This window comes from Sphingorhabdus sp., from assembly GCF_023910635.1.
Taxonomy (GTDB): Bacteria; Pseudomonadota; Alphaproteobacteria; order Sphingomonadales; family Sphingomonadaceae; genus Sphingorhabdus_B.
In genome coordinates, this window is the sequence record NZ_JAAVVZ010000018.1 from 1 (window position 1) to 17,126 (window position 17,126).

Consider the following 17,126-nt stretch of genomic DNA (forward strand, 5'->3'; position numbering starts at 1 on the left):
AACGGCTATGGGGGCGGCATGAGCATACAGAATAAATCCGCAATCGTCCTTTTGTCCGGCGGCCTTGATTCCATGGTTGTGGCCGGGTTGGCGCAGGAGGCGGGGTATGACCTGATTGCGTTGACCATTGATTATAACCAACGCCACCGTATTGAACTGGACAGTGCGGCGCGCATTGCCGCGCATTTGGGGGCGAAGGAGCATATTCTATTGCCGTTGGACCTGACGCGTTTTGGCGGGTCGGCGTTGACGGCGGATATTGATGTGCCCAAGGAAGGCTTGGAGTCCGGCTTTATTCCGGTGACCTATGTTCCGGCGCGCAACACGATATTTTTGTCCTTGTGCCTTGGCTTGGCCGAGGCGCGCGATGCCCGTGATCTTTGGATTGGGGTCAATGCGCTCGATTATTCGGGCTACCCCGATTGCCGCCCCGATTTCATCCGTTCGTTTGAGGCGACGGCCAATTTGGCGACCAAAGCGGGGGTTGAGGGCGACCATTTCACCGTGCACACGCCGTTGCTGCATATGACCAAGGCCGACATTGCGCGGGAGGCTGCGCGGCTTGGGCTCGATGCGGGGATGAGCTGGTCCTGCTATGACCCAAGCCGGGATAATAAGGCCTGCGGTCAATGCGATGCCTGCCGCCTGCGCGCGAAGGGTTTTGCCGATGCGGGGCTGCCTGATCCGACCATTTACGCATGAGCTACGCGGTTAAAGAGATTTTCCTGACGTTGCAGGGGGAGGGCGTGCATGCGGGCCGCCGTGCGGTGTTCTTACGCTTTTCGGGTTGCAATTTGTGGAGCGGGCGAGAAGCCGACCGCGCAAGCGCCATTTGCCAGTTTTGCGACACCGATTTTGTCGGCATCGACGGCGAAAATGGCGGGCGGTATGATGCTGACGCGCTGGCGGCCAAGGTTGCCGAGCTGTGGGGCGATGGCACCGACAATCGTTATGTCGTGATCACTGGCGGCGAACCCATGTTGCAGGTGGATGACGGAATCGTCGATGCGCTCCATGCCCAAGCCTTCCAGATCGCGATTGAAAGCAACGGCACGATAAAGGTGCATCCCGGCATTGATTGGGTGTGTATCAGCCCAAAGGCTGGATCGGACGTCATTCACCGCACCGGCGACGAATTGAAACTGGTGTGGCCACAACCGACCAGTGACCTTGATGCCATGGAGCAATGGCAATTTGCCCATTTCCTTATTCAGCCCATGGATACAGGTGACGCGGGCTTAAATGCAGCCAATGTCGCAGCGGCGACGCGCTTCGTCATGGAGCGACCAAAATGGCGCTTATCCTTGCAAAATCACAAGATTCTGGGCCTTCCCTAGCTAGGTCCTGACCCTAATTATAAATTTGCTTGAAACCTCTTCGTGAAAGTGACAGTCTTGTGACAGGGAAGAGGAGAGAGAAAATGGCAAAAGCCCAAGAAGCCCATCTGCGCGCGTATAAAAGCTATTCAAAACGCATGTCTGACCATGTCGCCATTGCTTTGGTCGTGTACACATTAATGCTGATATTTTTGGTGACGCCGACGATTGAGTCGAGCGGAATGTCGATTTTTCCTTATTTTGTCTTGGTCCTTTTGGTCGCGGCCGTCATTCCGTTGTGCCGGAATTTGGAGCGGCGTTGGCAGGCACAATGTGCGACTGCCCATTCAGACGACGGACTGGAAACGCAATATTTTGCCGACCGTTTGAAATTGTGGGTCGCTGCGATTGCCATTCCGGCTGCTTTGGCGGTGCTATTCACGGTTTTTTGAAGGCCGCTTGATTGACGCTGTAACGGCCCGCGCCTAAGCGGGAATCATGCTGACACCACAACATGCGCTTGATCGCGCGCAAAATCTCGTTTCCCAAGCCATGAAGGCAGGCGCTGACGCAGCGGATGCCGTCTATGTCTGCGATGCCTCGACGGAGGTGCAGGTGCGGCTTGGCCAGTTGGAAGATGTCGCCCGCTCCGAAGGCGAAGATATCGGCCTTCGTGTGTTTGTCGGCCAACGCTCCGCCACCATTTCATCATCCAACATGAACCCGGACATTCTTGCAGGGCTCGTCACCCGCGCTATCGATATGGCAAAGGAAGCACCGGAGGACCAATATGCTGGCCTCGCGCCGCAGGATCGTTTGTTGACGGGTGCTGTTCCGGATTTTGATAGCGATGACGGCCTTGACCCGGACCCAGCCCTTTTGCGTGCGGCTGCGTTGGAATGCGAAGACGCGGCGCGCTTTGTGCCCGGCGTCACCAACAGCGAAGGCGCGGGCGCCAGCGCCGGACGCAGTATCTTTGCGCTGGCCACCAGCCATGGCTTTGCGGGCGTCAAGTCAGCATCCGGCTATGGCATGTCGGCCAGCGTACTTTCGGGCGATGGCGATGCCAAGGAACGCGATTATGACTGGCGGTCGGCGCGACATCTTGCTGACCTCGACAACCCATCCAACATTGGCACCCGGGCAGGGGAGCGCGCGGTCAAACGGTTGAACCCCGGCATGGTCAAAAGCGGCCAGATGCCAGTCGTGTTTGACCCACGCGTTGGTGGATCATTCGTTGGCCATTTGCTCGGCGGCATCAGCGGCTCGGCGATTGCGCGTAAAACAAGCTTCCTGCTGGAATCGCTTGGCGCGCAGTTATTCGACAGCAGCATTTCCATTATCGACGACCCGCACCGGATGCGCGGCCTTGGTTCACGCGCCTTTGATGGTGAAGGCCTGCCCACGACGCGCCGTTATATCATCGAAAAGGGCGCATTGACGGGTTGGTTGATGGAAAGCGCGTCGGCGCGGCAATTGGGCCTGGAACCCACGGGTCACGCCAGTCGCGGGATCAGCGGCGCGCCAAGCGTCAGCCCATCCAATGTGCATATGGAGGGCGGCAGCGTGAGCGTCACGGAACTGATCGCCGATATCAAACATGGCGTATATATCCATGAACTCGCAGGCCAAGGCGTCAACCCGGTTACGGGCGATTACAGCCGGGGTGCCGCAGGTTTCCTCATCATCAACGGCGAAATTGCGGGGCCAGTGAGCGAATTCACCATTGCAGGCAATTTGAAGGACATGTTTGCGGCCATGACTGCGGCCAATGATCTGGAATTCACACGCAGCATGAACGTGCCAACATTGCGTATCGACGGCATGATGATCGCAGGTGCCTGAACGGCAGCTTGACCGCGCCGCCGTTGTAGCCGCCACGCAAGAGGCCGCGGCACTGGCCTTTGCTAGTTGGCGCGAGGGCGCGGCGGCCGACACGAACGTGTGGAACAAGGGCAAGAATGATCCTGTCAGCGACATCGACATGGCGGTTGACGCTTTTCTCACCACAAGGTTGCGGGCCATTTTGCCGGAGGCCGCGTGGTTGTCGGAAGAAACCGTGGATGACCCGTCACGGCTGGACGCACGATTATTGTGGCTCGTCGACCCTATCGACGGCACCCGCGATTATGTGCGTGGGCGCAGCGGATGGTGCGTCTCGGTGGCTTTGGTGGCCGATGGCCTGCCGGTCTTCGCTGTGATGGCCGCGCCTGCGCAAGGCAAAGTCTGGGTGGCGGCGCACAATGAAGGCGTGACCTGCAATGGAGAGCAGCTTGCGGGCAGCACTAGACTAGACTTCGCCGGATCACGCGTGCCTGCCGATGATTTGCCAAAACTGGATGCTGATCTGGTGACGGTGACTAAGCCCAACAGCATTGCCATGCGCATGACGATGGTCGCTTGCGACCGTGCGGATCTTGTCGCGACATTGCGATGGGGCAATGAATGGGACATCGCTGCGGCGCATCTTGTGGCGCAGGAGGCCGGCGGGATTGTTACCGATGCGTTGGGGCGACCTATAAGCTATAACAAACGCGAGCCGTTGGATTTCGGCTTGATCTGTTGCGCGCCGGGGATTCATCAAGCGGCAGTGGCACGCCTGTCGGGCAGGGCGGCGCAACTGCACGCCTCTGGCTCCAGGGTTACGGACAGGTGGGGTTGCTGTTAGAGTGCTGTTGTCGAAAGCTCTAACGCGCCCGCGTCCATAAAGCATCGCGGTTCATATATCGTGGATTGTTAGCGACCGCGTCGACAAACGCCTTGCGCACCCACCGGAATTTTTCTGGCCGGCTTGTGAAAATCCGTTGGTCCCAAGCCTGCGCATCGGCAGCGCGGACCTTGCGGGCGATTTCGCCGTAAATCCCGGCCGCTGACAAGACCGCCCAGCGGGCCCGCAAGGGCAAATGCTTGGCACCAACGCGTGCCGATGCCTCATATTGTTCGGCCTCATCGGCAAGCCAGCGGCCCATTAGCGCCAGTTTTTTGCGGTTATGCGGCTTCATATGTTCGCCGGGCCCGATATCGAGCATAGCGAGCCAGTCATCGGGCAAATAGCACCGGCCAGCGGCGTCATCTTCTGCAATGTCGCGGGCGATATTGGCGAGCTGAAACGCAAGGCCAAGGTCGCAGGCCCTATCGAGCGTGGCGTCATCATCGGCTGGCACGCCCATAACCACCGCCATCATCACGCCAACCGCGCCTGCGACATGGTAACAATATTGATACAGGTCACTTTCGCGGCGCGGGTGCCATTCGGCGGCGTCGAGGGCAAAACCTTCGATCACATCCTCTGCCATGCGCGGCGTAAGGCCACATTCGCGCGCGACCACGCCCAAGCAGTCAAAGGCTGGGTCGCCCGTGGGCGTTCCGGCGAATGCCATCGCGGTCAATTTGCGTATCGCCTGCAATCGCGCCTGCGGGTCCGAGACAGCCTCCATAGCGCCGCCATGGTCTTGCCCATCGGCCATGTCATCGCATTTGCGGCACCATGCGTAGAGCAGCCACACCCGCTCGCGCGTCGTCCGGTCGAAAAGGCGGCTGGCGAAACGAAAGGATTTCGACCCGCGCGAGATGCTCTCTTGCGCAAAGGCGATGAGTGCAGGGCGGTTAAGCATCATTCCTCCCCTTCTAGGGGAGGGGGACCAGCCGAAGGCTGGTGGAGGGGCAGGTGCAGGGAATACATGCCTTCTTGGTCAGGGGCCTTGGCGGGTGCCCCTCCACCATGCTGCGCATGGTCCCCCTCCCCGTATCGGGGAGGAGTCACAGGTCATCCGCCTTCATCTGGAAAATCGTTTTGTGCGGCACATAGGCGGCCATTTGGGCCAACAACTCGTCCAGATTATCATCCACAATCATAATCCCGGCATGTTGTGGCCGGATGAAACCAACGTCGATCATTTTCTGGTTAAACGCGATCAACTGGTCGTAAAACCCGGCGACGTTCAAAAGGCCAACGGGTTTTTGGTGATAGCCAAGCTGTGACCAGCTAATCGCTTCCCACAATTCATCCATCGTGCCCACCCCGCCGGGAATGGTAATAAAACCGTCGGACAAGTCCGTGAAGCGTTGCTTACGCTCGTGCATACCCGACACCACATGCAGCTCGGTACAGCCCTTGTGCGCGACTTCTGCCCCGACCAAAGCCTCGGGGATAATGCCAATCACTTCGCCACCTGCTTCCAGCGCGCTATCTGCCACTGCGCCCATCAGGCCAAGCCGTCCGCCGCCATAGACAACACCAATGCCGCGTTTGGCCAACGCCTTTCCGACTTCGCGGGCGACATTGATATATAGGGGATTTTCAGGCGTCGCTGACCCGCAATATACTGCAAGGCGTTTCATGAATTTGCGTCCTCTAGCATTAATGCGGCTGTTGCTTTTGCGCTGCCCACAACACCGGGGATGCCAGCGCCGGGGTGCGTACCTGCGCCGACAAAATACAGGTTCGATATCGCGTCATCGCGGTTGTGCGCGCGCAAATAGGCCGATTGCCAGAGGACGGGTTCAAGGCTGAACGCGCTGCCCAAATGCGCTGACAAGTCGCGGCTAAAATCTGCGGGTGTATAATGGAACTGGGTGATGATGCGGCTTCGGATATCGGGGATCAGGCGGCGTTCCAGCTCGTCCAATATCCGTTCTTTCATCGCCTCACCCACATCGCCATCCCAATCATGCGGCGCTTTGCCCAAATGGGCGACGGGTGCGAGGGCATAAAAGGTGGAGCAGCCTTCGGGCGCAAGGCTGGGGTCGGTGATGGTCGGGTGATGCAAATAGAGCGAGAAGTCCTTTGGCACGACACCATATTTGAAGATGTCGTCGAGCAACCCCTTATAGCGCGGGCCGAACAATATCATGTGGTGCGGGATACCCGGCCATGTGCCCTTTATGCCCAAATGCAGCACGAACAAAGAAGGCGACCAGCTTTTACGACGAAGGGCGTTGCTTGCCCGTTCGCCACGCTTGTTACCGGTCAACAAATCTTTGTACGTGTGCATCACATCGCCATTTGATGCCGCCATGTCGCAATCCATGCGCCAACCCGATTTTGTGCGCACGCCTATGACCTTGTCACCGCGTGTTTCAATTTCTTCGACCGCATCGTCCAAACGAACGGTCCCGCCAAGCCGTTCGAAATGCGTCGCCATGGCATTGACGAGGCGGTTTGTGCCGCCCTTGGCAAACCAGACGCCGCCTTCTTTTTCGATGGTGTGGATGAGCGCATAAATTGCGCTGGTACTCATCGGATTGCCGCCAACGAGCAAGGTGTGAAACGACAGCGCTTCGCGCAATTTTTCATCTTTGACGTAAGAAGAGACAATCGAATAAACCGAGCGCCAGGCCTGATATTTCATCAGCGCCGGCGCGGCCTTTATCATGGAGGCAAAGTCTAGAAACGCAACCGAACCAAGCTTTTGATAGCCCTGTTCATATACGCCCTTTGAATATTCGAGAAACTTGCGATAGCCCTCAACATCTTCGGGGTTTAACTTCTCGATCTCCGTTTTCAGCCCCGGCGCATCGTTGGAGTAATCGAAATTCGTACCATCCGGCCAGTTGAGGCGGTAAAATGGGAACACCGGCATCAATTCAACATCGTCCGCCATCTTGTGACCAGACAGCGCCCATAATTCTTCCAGGCAGGGCGGATCAGTGATGACGGTCGGGCCACCATCAAAGGTAAAGCCATCCTTCTCCCAATAATAAGCACGGCCACCGGGCTTGTCCCGCGCTTCGATTATTGTGGTCGATATACCTGCGGACTGCAGGCGGATGGCGAGGGCGAGGCCGCCAAAACCGGCACCGATAATGGCGGCTGTCTTGGTCACCTTTTCTTGCTCCGGATCGCTTTTATCGCCCGTCCTATGGAAATCGGTGGCTTACCGGAGAGGATCCGCGCCTTATCCCCAAGCGTCGTATTTCCAGCGTAAAATCGCTCGATCAATCCGGGCGTTAGCCGGTAAAATCGTTCCAATATCTTATACCGGTCCGCACCATCTGCGCCGCGGAAGAGCATACGGTTCAGAATGCGGAAGAATTTGCCCTTACGCCAATGCTCCTCCGCCCGTTGACGCAGCGCGAGGTTCAATTTGTCACCGTCAAGTTCCGGCTGCTCTGCAATGAAAATCGCGTTGCGCACGGCGTCGGGCAGGGAGTAGCTGGTGACGGGTTGAAAAAAGGCACCCCGCGCGCCGGCCTTGGCGGTCCGACCGCTACCACTATTCCAATAACTTTCCAGATTGCCGCCCATGACAACCGGTAAAACGCCATTTTCCTCTCGCAAGATGCGATCGACTTTCCAGCCTTTTTCGTCGGCATAAGCCGCCAGCCGTTGCCGCAAAATGCGTGGGTCATGGTCGGGCTTGTCGCTATAATAAGTGTCTTCGACAAACAGCTTGTCCATAGCAAAGGGCAGGACGTAAACGAAACGATAGCCGTCATGTTGGTCCACCGTGGCGTCCATGACGATTGGCTTGGTGATGTTGTGCGGCTCGGACAATTGCATCAACTGACCCGTGAATTTTTGCCAACCGCAGTCGAGATGATTCAAATCGCCAGCGCCGCGCACATCGATAACACCGCCTGCGTTGATCCGCTGCGCGCCGTCGAGCACCACGAGACGCGGCGAAACCGCTTTCACTTCACGGCCAAGCATTAAGGAAGATGCCGGCAGATTATGCCGCAAAACCCAATCGAGGCGTTCAGATTCGATGGTGTAATAAATGTTATCAAGCGACCGGCTATGCGCGGGAAATTTTACGTCATAACCCGACCAGCCATAAGTGACCAAAGGCGCAGTGAGCCAGCGATGCTCAGGCAAAATGTCGCTCGCGAAGTAGCTCCAGATATGATTGCCGCCAAAGCTTTGACCTTGTTCGATGAGAACAACATGCAACTCAGGCCGCATCTTGGCAAGCGCTAGCGCGATCAGCCCGCCGGCAAGACCGCCGCCAACGATGGCAACGTCGCATTTGATGTTTTCGAAAGTCACGCCAATGTCCTAGCGCAGGCATTTTGCAAGGGAAAGGGGCCTGCCACTGTAATGCACAGCTTTCTAGGGTCAGTACCACTTAAATCCACCTTCGCGGTTTGAGGCCATATTGTTCAGTGCAAGGCGGCAAGCGCAGGGCTTAGTGGTTCTAAGTCCAAGCTTGCCAACGTGGCAATGGACAGTATGGGTCAAATCCGAAGGGCGTCTTGACGCCGCGAAGGTGGATTTAAGTGGTCCTGACCCTAAGCCGTCATTTTCACCAGCGGCGCGATGGAGCAGTATTTTCTACATGCTATTCAGGCCTAAGACAGGTAGAAGAGGAGCACGGTTCGCAGCGAAAGCTGCTGCATATGGGGGATGAACATGCGTAAAAAATGGCTTTTGGCGGCATTTGGGTTGGTCGGGCTTGTGGGTGCAGTTGCTTATACGCAGCGCGACACAATCGCGATGGCGCTTATTGGTCGCGCCGCAGATGGCGCTATGGCGCGCAACGTGATGGCGGATTTGCCGGTTGATCAACTGCATGTCGGTTTCTGTGGAACAGGTTCCCCCTTACCAAGCCGCGATCGCGCCGCCGCCTGTACTGTGGTTATCGCCAATGGCAGGCTGTTCGTATTCGACATGGGTGAAGGTTCTGGTGAAACATTGTCCCTGATGGGGATGCCGCTGGATAAAGTGCAAGGCGTGTGGCTGACGCATTTACACAGCGACCATTTCGAAGGCCTTGGCCCATTTACCTTGCAACGCTGGGCAGGGACGAGCGCCAAAACGCCTTTGAAGGTGTCCGGCCCTAGTGGCGTCACTGAAATCACTGACGGGTTGAACGCGGCCTATCGCATTGATTCCACTTACCGGGTTGCGCATCATGGCGAAGCCGTTGTGCCGCCGTCCGGCTTTGGTATGACAGGCGCGGCTATCCAGCCGGGGACAGTGTATGCGGGCAACGGCGTCCGTATCACGGCGTTTGCCGTCGATCATGACCCAATCACACCCGCATTTGGCTATCGCGTCGATTATAAAGGCAAGAGCGTCACGATCACAGGCGACACGGCGTTTACGCCGAAACTTGCGGTTGCGGCCAAGGGTTCGGATCTGTTGGTGAGCGAGCTGCTTTCCCCGCGGATCGTCGCTACGCTCGCCAACAGCGCGCAAAAGGCTGGCATGGCCAACCGCGCCAAAATTTTTGACGACATCCAAAATTACCATATCAGCCCCGAACTGGCCGCCGATGTTGCCAAGTCGGCCGATGTGGGCATGCTCGCCTTCACGCATATTGTGCCGTTTGTACCCAAATTGCTCGAGTTTGCGTTATTGGGTGAAGCGGGCACCCGTTATGACGGGCCAATATCGGTCATGCATGATGGTGATGTTATCAGTATATCCGGCCCGAAAGCGTTCAAAACGCGCAATTTGCTAAAGTAATCGCAAAAAGGCTAAAGCCACCTATGGATAGCTTGCTTGTCTTGATTTTGTCTGCTGCGGCGATGACGGCGATTGTGGGAACACGCTATTTGCTTGTCAGCGGCGCGTTCGCTTGGGCGACCAAGATCCGGGAACCCGGACTGTATGCTGGCCTTGATATCCAGATTAAGCGCGAAATCGGCTGGAGCCTTGCCAGCGCTGCCATCTATGGCATTCCTGCCGGTATTGTTGCCTGGGGCTGGGATAATTTTGGCTGGACGCAGATCTACACCGACGTGAACGCGTTTCCTGCGTGGTATCTTCCGGTTTCGGTTTTCCTGTATTTAGGGGCGCATGATACGTGGTTTTATTGGACGCACCGCCTGATGCATCGACCATTTTGGTTCAAGGCTGCACATGCGGTTCACCATGAAAGCCGCCCGCCGACCGCTTGGGCCGCGATGGCCTTTCATCCATGGGAGGCGTTGTCCGGCGCGTTCGTCATTCCCGTGCTGGTTTTTCTTATCCCCGTTCATGTTGGGGCATTAGGCGTTGTGTTAGCGACCATGACGATCATGGGCGTGACCAACCATATGGGGTGGGAATGCTTTCCCAAATTTATAGTTAATGGCAGGTTCGGGCGCTGGCTGATAACGGCGACACACCACCAGAAGCACCATGACGCATATAGGGGGAATTATGGTTTATATTTCAGGTTTTGGGACAAAATGTGCGGCACTGATCTTGGCCTCGGCGATTGGAGCCGCCGCCCTCACGAGCGGAGCTGAGGCAACAGAATCCTCCGCAACGCTTGAGGTCAATATTTATGGCCTGCGCAGTATGAAGGGCAATGTTCTGGTCTGCGTTACCGCCAATCCGCGCTTTTTCCCCAACTGCGGTAAAGATCCGAAAAGCTTTCGCGCCACTGTGCTCGCACGCGATTCTGCGCAGGTTTCCTTCCGCGGCATTACCCAAGGCACCTATGCCCTAGCCTTGGTCCATGATGAAAATGGCAATAGCAAAATGGACATGGCCATATTCGTTCCGAAAGAAGGCTTTGGTTTTTCGCGCAACCCCGCGATCGTCACTGGGCCGCCGAAGTTCAAAGCTGCCGCTTTTGCCATTGATTCCCCCGAAGTCAGCCAGCGGGTTAAAATGAAATACTTGCTCTAACGCGTATTCCTATTATATCAGAGGAACTTAGTGATTGTTTGGTCGTTTACATATCTGGTTCAACGGGAGCATTTCATGAAGATCTTTAAACACTGCGCCGCCGCCTTGTATGTCAGCGTCGCGCTTTGCGCCCCCGCCTTTGCTCAAGATGGCGAAGCGCCAGCTGCTGAAATGCCCAATAGAGACGCATTTGCGGGCGACTGGTTAACGCTCGGTGTCGGCGCTGGCTATGGCACAAGCTATGACGGATCGGACGAATATGTCCTGTTCCCTGCGCCGATCGCGCAAGGCAGCATTGGTGGTTTCGACTTTGGCACGCCCGGCCTGGGGCTGTATGTTGACCTCATCGCCGATGGCAACAGTGACAAGGATGTGAAATTCCTCGCAGGCCCGCTCGTGAATTTCCGCATGGACCGCAATAGCAATATCAAGGACCCCGTGGTCCGCTTGCTGGGCAAGAAAGATGTTGCGATTGAGGTCGGCGTCACCGCTGGGGTGGCATTCTCCAAAATACTGAATCCATTCGATACCGTGACCATTTCCAGCGACATTCAATGGGATGTGGCCGGCGCACATGAGGGCCGCATCATCAGCCCAAGCATTTCGTATTCGACGCCATTATCTATGGCGATATTTAGTATGTTCAGCCTGTCGGCAACGCATGTAGACGGCAATTACGCCGATACCTATTTCAGCATCGATCAAGCCGGCAGCATCGCAAGCGGTCTGCCGGTATTTGCTGCCAAAGGCGGCTGGAAAAGCTATGGCGCAAGCCTGCTCGGCGCGGTCGATTTATCAGGCGACGCGCGCGATGGCGGATGGGGAATCTATGGTCTCATCAATTATTCCCGGCTAACCAACGATGCCGCACGTTCACCCGTCACGTCGTTGCGTGGCGACGCGAACCAATGGTTTATGGCGGGCGGGATCAGCTATACCTTTTGAGGAGGGAGCCGCGCTAGAGCGCGTTTATCGGCAATCTTAGATAGACATGCCCGCCCGGTGATGCCGGTGGTAGCGCGCCAGCTCTGATATTCACCTGAAGCGCTGGCAGGATGAGTTGCGGCGCCTCCAATGTTTTGTCGCGCGCCGTCCGCATGGCAATGAACTCTGCTTCGCTGATGCCGTCATGCACGTGGACATTATGCGCGCGCTGGTCAGCAACGGTCGTTTCCCAGACATATTCGCTTCGCCCTTTGGGCAAATAATCATGGCCGACAAAAATGCGTGTTTCAGGCGGCAGGTCGAGAATCTTGCGTATGGACCCGTAAAGCGCGTGCGCGCTTCCGCCGGGGAAATCGGCGCGCGCGGTGCCGTAATCGGGCATGAACATGGTGTCGCCGACAAATGCCGCATCACCGATGACATAAGTTACACAAGCGGGCGTGTGGCCGGGCGTGTGCAGAACGTTGATTGAGAGGTTACCAAGTGGCAAACTGTCGCCGTCCTGCACCAAGCGGTCGAAAACTGCGCCGTCATGGGTGACATCGCCGGCTTCAAACAATGCGCCGAATATTGTTTGAACCTCCGTAATCTGCGCGCCAATGACAACAGGGGCACCCGTGACTTCGCGTAGATGATGCGCGGCCGAAAGATGGTCGGCATGGGCGTGCGTTTCCAACACATAGATGATGTCGAGACCCTGACCTGCCGCCGCCGTGAGCAGCGCATCAGCGGAAGTTGTTGCTATGCGACCATTACGCGGCGTGAAATCGAGGACGGGGTCAACGATCGCGGCTTTTTTCGTGGCGGGGTCGTAGACAATATAGCTGACGGTATTGGTCGCATGATCGAAAAAAGCTTGGACGGACGGATGCATGAGTCGTCTCCTTCTTCATTTATATTAGCAATTGCTAAATTAGATTAAAAGCATATAATGACATCATGTTTGATATGACCCGTTTTGACCTCAGCCTGTTTGAGGAAAGTGCTGGCCGCGCCGCGGCGTTGTTGCGTCTGCTGAGCAATGAAAAACGGCTGATGGTCTTGTGCCAGCTTGCCGATGGCGAACTATCGGTGAGCGAAATCCAATCGCGCATTGGCCTGTCGCAATCGGCCTTGTCGCAGCATTTGGCACTTTTACGTGACGAAGGCGTTGTTGCGACACGGCGTGAACGCCAAACAATCTATTACCGTGTCGCCGATCATGCCGCGATGCGCATCGTGCAGACGCTGGCCGAACTCTTCTGCCCACCCGAAATGAGTACGCATATATGACCGCTCTACTTCACCCACTTACACCGCAACAGGTGCATGAACGCCTGGATACCGGACGCGCCATCTTAGTCGACATTCGGGAGGCAGATGAATTTGCCCGCAGCCATATCACTGGCGCCCAGTCACAACCGCTGTCGACATGGGAAAAGGCACATCTGTCGGTTGATCCAGACGCCGATGTAATTTTCACCTGCAGGTCGGGTATGCGCACCGCTGGCGCCTGTGATCGCCTTGCCGCGCGGGTGAACGGCGATGCCTTTGTCCTAGAGGGCGGGCTGGATGCATGGGCCAAGGCTGGCTTGCCCGTGGCAACTAATGCCGACGCGCCGATGGAGATTATGCGTCAAGTGCAGATTGCCGCAGGTTCGCTTGTGCTCATCGGCGTTGTGCTTGGCTTTCTTGTTTCTCCTGCATGGTTTGGTCTATCTGGGTTCGTCGGGGCAGGGTTGACCTTTGCTGGCATCAGCGGATTTTGCGGCATGGCACGATTGTTGATGCTTGCCCCGTGGAACCGTGTGAAAGCCAGCTGACATGGCGATGGAGACACTGTTGCTTGCCGGACTTGGCGGCGCCTTAATTGGGCTGCTTCTGACTTTGTTTGGCGGCGGCGGGTCGGTATTGGCAACGCCGTGGCTGATTTATGTTGTTGGCCTGACGGACACCCACGCCGCGATTGGCACATCAGCAGCGGCGGTCGCGGTGAATGCGTCCATCGGCCTTGCCGCGCAATCACGGGCAGGGCGAGTCAAATGGCCTTGCGCCATTACCTTCGGGATAGCTGGGCTCGCAGGCGCGCTTGTGGGCGCACAATTGGCAAAGCAAGTGGATGGTGACGCATTGCTGATGTGGTTTGCAATTGCGATGATCGCCATTGCAGGCTCCATGCTCATTCCGAAGAAAAGCGATGGCGACCCTGCTGTGCGTCTTACGCCTCCGATGGTGCTGAAACTTGCGCCGGTTGGCTTGATTGCCGGTCTTGCCGCAGGGTTTTTCGGCATTGGCGGTGGTTTCCTCATTGCGCCGGGGCTGATGGCGTCTACCGGAATGACCCTCGCCAACGCTGGCGCATCCTCTTTGGTGTCGGTCAGCTTGTTTGGCGGCGCAACCAGCCTGTCTTATGCCGCGTCAGGACAGCTGATCTGGCCATTGTTCGGTGCGTTAGTTGTCGGCGGTGCAGGCGGAACACTGGCGGCATTGCCCTTGGCGAAGCTGCTGGAAAAACGCACCGCAATTGCGCGCACGATATTCGCGTTGATGGTCATCGCCGTCGCGATATTTATCTTGCTGGACTGACTGCGCCGCCTCGGCTATCTCATTTTTATCCCCGGGGAGTCGAACGACTGAGAGGCGGTGCTGATATGCCCGCGACCCGCTGAACCTGATCCCGTTTGCACGGGCGTAGGGAGGTGAGACCGCAGCCAGTCCGGGGGACTGGCGAAGACCGAGCCCGGTCTTCACGCTTACTCGCTCTCCTTATGATATTTTGGAGAGAGATAATGGCAGACGTTCCCGCACGCACTGAGATTGGCGTCACCACTGGCCCTATTCGCGGCAGCAAGAAAATCCATGTTGGCCCGTTGAACGTCGCGATGCGCGAAATCCATTTGGAACCTAGCTCCGGCGAGCCGCCTGTGCGCGTGTATGACACTAGCGGCCCCTATACCGACAGCAACGCCCGCATCGACATTAGCGTTGGCCTTCCCGAACTGCGCCGCCCGTGGATCATGACGCGCAATGATGTGACCGAAGTGACCCAGCGCGAAGTAAAGCCCGAAGACAATGGTCAGCTTGGCCCCGACCGCAGCGGCGGCGTCGCGCCATTCCCTAATGTCCGCAAGCAAGTGCTCCGTGCAAAGCCCGGCATGAACGTCAGCCAAATGCATTATGCGCGTAAGGGTATCATCACCCCTGAAATGGAATATGTCGCGGAGCGCGAAAATCTGGGCCGCGCGCGGCTTGCCGAATATAAACGCGATGGCGAAAGCTTTGGCGCGTCGATCCCCGATTATGTCACGCCCGAATTTGTCCGCGACGAAATCGCCCGTGGCCGCGCGATCATCCCCAACAATATCAACCACCCTGAATCCGAACCGATGGCGATTGGCCGCAATTTCTTGGTCAAGATCAACGCCAATATTGGCAACAGTGCGGTTGCATCGAATGTGGCGACTGAGGTCGACAAGATGGTCTGGTCGATCCGCTGGGGCGCGGACACCGTGATGGACTTAAGCACGGGCCGCAACATTCACGACACCCGCGAATGGATCATCCGCAATTCGCCTGTTCCCATCGGCACCGTGCCGATTTATCAGGCGCTGGAAAAGGTCGGCGGCGTTGCCGAGGACCTGACATGGGAAATCTTCGCCGATACGTTGATTGAGCAAGCCGAACAGGGCGTCGATTATTTCACCATCCACGCCGGCGTCCGCCTGCCCTATGTCCCATTGGCGGCAAAGCGCATGACCGGCATCGTGTCACGCGGCGGCAGCATCATGGCGAAATGGTGCCTTGCGCATCATAAGGAAAGTTTCCTCTACGAACGCTTTGACGAGATCACTGAGATTATGAAGGCCTATGACGTTGCCTACAGCCTTGGAGACGGCCTGCGCCCCGGCAGCATTTACGACGCCAATGACGAAGCGCAGTTCGCCGAGCTGTATACGCTGGGCGAGCTGACGAAGCGCGCATGGGCGCAGGATGTTCAGGTGATGATCGAAGGGCCAGGGCATGTCCCGATGCACAAGATCAAAGAGAATATGGAAAAGCAGTTGGAGGCGTGCGGAGAGGCACCATTCTACACGCTTGGACCGCTCACCACCGACATCGCGCCGGGATATGACCATATCACCAGCGGCATCGGCGCGGCGCAGATCGGTTGGTACGGCACCGCGATGCTGTGTTACGTCACGCCAAAGGAGCATTTGGGCCTGCCTGACCGCGACGATGTGAAGGTCGGCGTGATCACCTATAAGCTGGCCGCGCATGCCGCCGACTTGGCCAAGGGCCACCCCGCCGCGCAAGTCCGCGACGATGCATTGAGCAAGGCGCGCTTCGAATTCCGCTGGCGCGACCAGTTCAACCTCAGCCTCGACCCCGACACCGCGGAGCAATATCACGACCAGACGCTGCCCGCCGAAGGCGCCAAGACCGCGCATTTCTGTTCGATGTGCGGACCTAAGTTTTGCTCGATGAAAATCAGCCAGGAAGTGCGGGAATTTGCGCGGTTGCAGAATCAGCCAGCGGAAGCGTTCATTGCGGCAGCGGAGGCAGACCTGTCAGCCGAAGCCTTAGCGCAGGCTGAGGAAGGCATGGCGCACATGAGCAAGGTCTATGACGAAACCGGGCGCGAGTTATATATGGGCGCTGGTGATCGGGAGCATGATTAAGGGCGATGCGTCAGCCAGTGATTGACAATAAACCTGCAAGCCATTAGCTTACACTTATGATTCGTTCCTTTCGAAGCAAAGCCTTGCGTCGGTTATCCGAACAAGGCGATGCGTCGAAGCTGAGTTTCCCCAATGTCCGGCGCGTTCAGCGCATAATTGAACAGTTGGACGAAGCTGCGAACCCAGAGGAGATGAACGCGCCGGGTTGGCGTTTTCATGGCCTTAAAGGACAGGATAAAGGCCGATATGCGGTCGATGCTTCGGGGAATTGGCGGATCACATTTGGCTGGGATGGCAAAGATGCCATCGACGTTGACCTAGAGGATTATCACTGATGACGAACCCGTTGACCAAGGGGCTTCCCCCCATCCACCCCGGCGAGATTCTGCGCGAGGATGTGCTCCCCGCACTCGGCAGGCCAAAGACAGAAATCGCCCGTCTGCTCGGCATTTCGCGCCAGACGCTCTATGATATCTTGAACGAGAAACAGCCGGTGACCGCACAAATGGCGCTGCGCATTGGCAAGATGTGCGGCAATGGGCCGAACATCTGGCTTAACATGCAGAAGCGCTATGATCTGCGGATGGCAGAGGCGGAGATTGGGGATAAGCTGGATGCGATACCCGTATTGCAGGCCGCTTGAGT

20 protein-coding genes and 1 riboswitch are annotated in these 17,126 nt (G+C 57.1%); of the genes, 15 read left to right on the plus strand and 5 right to left on the minus strand.

Features of this window, described 5'->3' with window-relative positions; genetic code table 11:
• Nucleotides 1–18 precede the first annotated feature (18 nt).
• The 5 genes from queC (at nucleotide 19) to HEQ34_RS10580 (ending at nucleotide 3,984) form a co-directional block, all read left to right on the plus strand.
• A complete protein-coding gene (gene queC / locus HEQ34_RS10560; RefSeq protein WP_296200301.1) occupies nucleotides 19–702 on the plus strand; it encodes a 7-cyano-7-deazaguanine synthase QueC in 684 nt (227 codons plus the stop codon).
• Nucleotides 699–1,337: a 7-carboxy-7-deazaguanine synthase gene (gene queE, locus HEQ34_RS10565; RefSeq protein WP_296200208.1), complete on the plus strand. Its 639-nt coding sequence runs from the start codon at nucleotides 699–701 to the stop codon at nucleotides 1,335–1,337. Before queC ends, queE begins: the two co-directional genes overlap by 4 nt.
• A gap of 83 nt (nucleotides 1,338–1,420) precedes the next feature.
• Nucleotides 1,421–1,768 carry a hypothetical protein gene (locus HEQ34_RS10570; RefSeq protein WP_296200210.1) on the plus strand — a complete coding sequence of 116 codons (348 nt, stop codon included), beginning with the start codon at nucleotides 1,421–1,423 and terminating at the stop codon, nucleotides 1,766–1,768.
• A 46-nt stretch (nucleotides 1,769–1,814) separates the two neighbouring features.
• The gene (locus tag HEQ34_RS10575; protein ID WP_296200212.1) at nucleotides 1,815–3,161 is read left to right on the plus strand and encodes a TldD/PmbA family protein; all 1,347 of its coding nucleotides are present in this window, start codon (nucleotides 1,815–1,817) and stop codon (nucleotides 3,159–3,161) included.
• Nucleotides 3,154–3,984 (plus strand): 3'(2'),5'-bisphosphate nucleotidase CysQ, encoded by an 831-nt coding sequence (locus HEQ34_RS10580; RefSeq protein ID WP_296200214.1) that lies wholly within the window; start codon nucleotides 3,154–3,156, stop codon nucleotides 3,982–3,984. Before HEQ34_RS10575 ends, HEQ34_RS10580 begins: the two co-directional genes overlap by 8 nt.
• Before the next feature lie 19 nt (nucleotides 3,985–4,003).
• On the opposite strand, the gene HEQ34_RS10585 is transcribed toward HEQ34_RS10580, so the two are convergent.
• The 4 genes from HEQ34_RS10585 to crtY all read right to left on the minus strand — a co-directional run bounded on the left by HEQ34_RS10585 (nucleotide 4,004) and on the right by crtY (nucleotide 8,304).
• Entirely contained in the window at nucleotides 4,004–4,933 is a 930-nt protein-coding gene (locus HEQ34_RS10585; protein WP_296200216.1) for a phytoene/squalene synthase family protein, read from the minus strand.
• 142 nt (nucleotides 4,934–5,075) lie between these two features.
• Nucleotides 5,076–5,657 (minus strand): TIGR00730 family Rossman fold protein, encoded by a 582-nt coding sequence (locus tag HEQ34_RS10590; RefSeq protein ID WP_296200218.1) that lies wholly within the window; start codon nucleotides 5,655–5,657, stop codon nucleotides 5,076–5,078.
• Complete coding sequence (locus tag HEQ34_RS10595) at nucleotides 5,654–7,141, minus strand: phytoene desaturase (protein WP_296200220.1); 1,488 nt, start codon at nucleotides 7,139–7,141, stop codon at nucleotides 5,654–5,656. The genes HEQ34_RS10590 and HEQ34_RS10595 overlap by 4 nt, the downstream gene beginning before the upstream one ends.
• A complete protein-coding gene (crtY, locus tag HEQ34_RS10600; RefSeq protein WP_296200222.1) occupies nucleotides 7,138–8,304 on the minus strand; it encodes a lycopene beta-cyclase CrtY in 1,167 nt (388 codons plus the stop codon). The genes HEQ34_RS10595 and crtY overlap by 4 nt, the downstream gene beginning before the upstream one ends.
• A gap of 363 nt (nucleotides 8,305–8,667) precedes the next feature.
• Here crtY and HEQ34_RS10605 point away from each other — a divergent pair, with 363 nt between their 5' ends.
• The 4 genes from HEQ34_RS10605 to HEQ34_RS10620 all read left to right on the plus strand — a co-directional run bounded on the left by HEQ34_RS10605 (nucleotide 8,668) and on the right by HEQ34_RS10620 (nucleotide 11,823).
• Nucleotides 8,668–9,726, plus strand: coding sequence for an MBL fold metallo-hydrolase (locus HEQ34_RS10605; RefSeq protein ID WP_296200224.1), 1,059 nt, complete (start codon nucleotides 8,668–8,670; stop codon nucleotides 9,724–9,726).
• A gap of 23 nt (nucleotides 9,727–9,749) precedes the next feature.
• On the plus strand, nucleotides 9,750–10,493 hold the full coding sequence (locus tag HEQ34_RS10610; protein WP_296200225.1) for a sterol desaturase family protein: 744 nt from the start codon (nucleotides 9,750–9,752) through the stop codon (nucleotides 10,491–10,493).
• A complete protein-coding gene (locus HEQ34_RS10615; protein ID WP_296200227.1) occupies nucleotides 10,450–10,878 on the plus strand; it encodes a DUF2141 domain-containing protein in 429 nt (142 codons plus the stop codon). Before HEQ34_RS10610 ends, HEQ34_RS10615 begins: the two co-directional genes overlap by 44 nt.
• 75 nt (nucleotides 10,879–10,953) lie before the next feature.
• Nucleotides 10,954–11,823 carry a MipA/OmpV family protein gene (locus HEQ34_RS10620; RefSeq protein WP_296200229.1) on the plus strand — a complete coding sequence of 290 codons (870 nt, stop codon included), beginning with the start codon at nucleotides 10,954–10,956 and terminating at the stop codon, nucleotides 11,821–11,823.
• Between the two features lie 13 nt (nucleotides 11,824–11,836).
• Here the strand turns inward: HEQ34_RS10620 and HEQ34_RS10625 are convergent, their stop codons facing one another.
• The gene (locus HEQ34_RS10625) at nucleotides 11,837–12,697 is read right to left on the minus strand and encodes an MBL fold metallo-hydrolase (RefSeq protein ID WP_296200231.1); all 861 of its coding nucleotides are present in this window, start codon (nucleotides 12,695–12,697) and stop codon (nucleotides 11,837–11,839) included.
• 74 nt (nucleotides 12,698–12,771) lie between these two features.
• On the opposite strand from HEQ34_RS10625, the gene HEQ34_RS10630 reads away from it, so the two are divergent.
• From HEQ34_RS10630 to HEQ34_RS10655, 6 genes are all read left to right on the plus strand, one after another.
• The gene (locus HEQ34_RS10630) at nucleotides 12,772–13,095 is read left to right on the plus strand and encodes a metalloregulator ArsR/SmtB family transcription factor (RefSeq protein ID WP_296200303.1); all 324 of its coding nucleotides are present in this window, start codon (nucleotides 12,772–12,774) and stop codon (nucleotides 13,093–13,095) included.
• A complete protein-coding gene (locus tag HEQ34_RS10635; RefSeq protein WP_296200233.1) occupies nucleotides 13,092–13,625 on the plus strand; it encodes a rhodanese family protein in 534 nt (177 codons plus the stop codon). The genes HEQ34_RS10630 and HEQ34_RS10635 overlap by 4 nt, the downstream gene beginning before the upstream one ends.
• Before the next feature lies 1 nt (nucleotide 13,626).
• On the plus strand, nucleotides 13,627–14,388 hold the full coding sequence (locus HEQ34_RS10640) for a sulfite exporter TauE/SafE family protein (protein WP_296200235.1): 762 nt from the start codon (nucleotides 13,627–13,629) through the stop codon (nucleotides 14,386–14,388).
• Between the two features lie 22 nt (nucleotides 14,389–14,410).
• A riboswitch (TPP riboswitch) is annotated at nucleotides 14,411–14,517 on the plus strand.
• Nucleotides 14,518–14,591: 74 nt separating this feature from the next.
• Nucleotides 14,592–16,481: a phosphomethylpyrimidine synthase ThiC gene (gene thiC, locus HEQ34_RS10645; protein ID WP_296200236.1), complete on the plus strand. Its 1,890-nt coding sequence runs from the start codon at nucleotides 14,592–14,594 to the stop codon at nucleotides 16,479–16,481.
• Between the two features lie 56 nt (nucleotides 16,482–16,537).
• Nucleotides 16,538–16,816, plus strand: coding sequence for a type II toxin-antitoxin system RelE/ParE family toxin (locus tag HEQ34_RS10650; protein ID WP_296200238.1), 279 nt, complete (start codon nucleotides 16,538–16,540; stop codon nucleotides 16,814–16,816).
• A complete protein-coding gene (locus HEQ34_RS10655; RefSeq protein ID WP_296200240.1) occupies nucleotides 16,816–17,124 on the plus strand; it encodes a HigA family addiction module antitoxin in 309 nt (102 codons plus the stop codon). The genes HEQ34_RS10650 and HEQ34_RS10655 overlap by 1 nt, the downstream gene beginning before the upstream one ends.
• The last annotated feature ends 2 nt before the right edge of the window (nucleotides 17,125–17,126 follow it).

Excerpts from the sequence above, each read along its gene's own strand:
- queC (WP_296200301.1), top strand. The coding sequence starts at position 19 with ATGAGCATACAGAATAAATCCGCAATCGTCCTTTTGTCCGGCGGCCTT.
- queE (WP_296200208.1), top strand. The coding sequence starts at position 699 with ATGAGCTACGCGGTTAAAGAGATTTTCCTGACGTTGCAGGGGGAGGGC.
- HEQ34_RS10570 (WP_296200210.1), top strand. The coding sequence starts at position 1,421 with ATGGCAAAAGCCCAAGAAGCCCATCTGCGCGCGTATAAAAGCTATTCA.
- HEQ34_RS10575 (WP_296200212.1), top strand. The coding sequence starts at position 1,815 with ATGCTGACACCACAACATGCGCTTGATCGCGCGCAAAATCTCGTTTCC.
- HEQ34_RS10585 (WP_296200216.1), bottom strand. The coding sequence starts at position 4,933 with ATGATGCTTAACCGCCCTGCACTCATCGCCTTTGCGCAAGAGAGCATC.
- HEQ34_RS10590 (WP_296200218.1), bottom strand. The coding sequence starts at position 5,657 with ATGAAACGCCTTGCAGTATATTGCGGGTCAGCGACGCCTGAAAATCCC.
- HEQ34_RS10605 (WP_296200224.1), top strand. The coding sequence starts at position 8,668 with ATGCGTAAAAAATGGCTTTTGGCGGCATTTGGGTTGGTCGGGCTTGTG.
- HEQ34_RS10610 (WP_296200225.1), top strand. The coding sequence starts at position 9,750 with ATGGATAGCTTGCTTGTCTTGATTTTGTCTGCTGCGGCGATGACGGCG.
- HEQ34_RS10620 (WP_296200229.1), top strand. The coding sequence starts at position 10,954 with ATGAAGATCTTTAAACACTGCGCCGCCGCCTTGTATGTCAGCGTCGCG.
- HEQ34_RS10625 (WP_296200231.1), bottom strand. The coding sequence starts at position 12,697 with ATGCATCCGTCCGTCCAAGCTTTTTTCGATCATGCGACCAATACCGTC.
- HEQ34_RS10630 (WP_296200303.1), top strand. The coding sequence starts at position 12,772 with ATGACCCGTTTTGACCTCAGCCTGTTTGAGGAAAGTGCTGGCCGCGCC.
- HEQ34_RS10635 (WP_296200233.1), top strand. The coding sequence starts at position 13,092 with ATGACCGCTCTACTTCACCCACTTACACCGCAACAGGTGCATGAACGC.
- HEQ34_RS10640 (WP_296200235.1), top strand. The coding sequence starts at position 13,627 with ATGGCGATGGAGACACTGTTGCTTGCCGGACTTGGCGGCGCCTTAATT.
- thiC (WP_296200236.1), top strand. The coding sequence starts at position 14,592 with ATGGCAGACGTTCCCGCACGCACTGAGATTGGCGTCACCACTGGCCCT.
- HEQ34_RS10650 (WP_296200238.1), top strand. The coding sequence starts at position 16,538 with ATGATTCGTTCCTTTCGAAGCAAAGCCTTGCGTCGGTTATCCGAACAA.
- HEQ34_RS10655 (WP_296200240.1), top strand. The coding sequence starts at position 16,816 with ATGACGAACCCGTTGACCAAGGGGCTTCCCCCCATCCACCCCGGCGAG.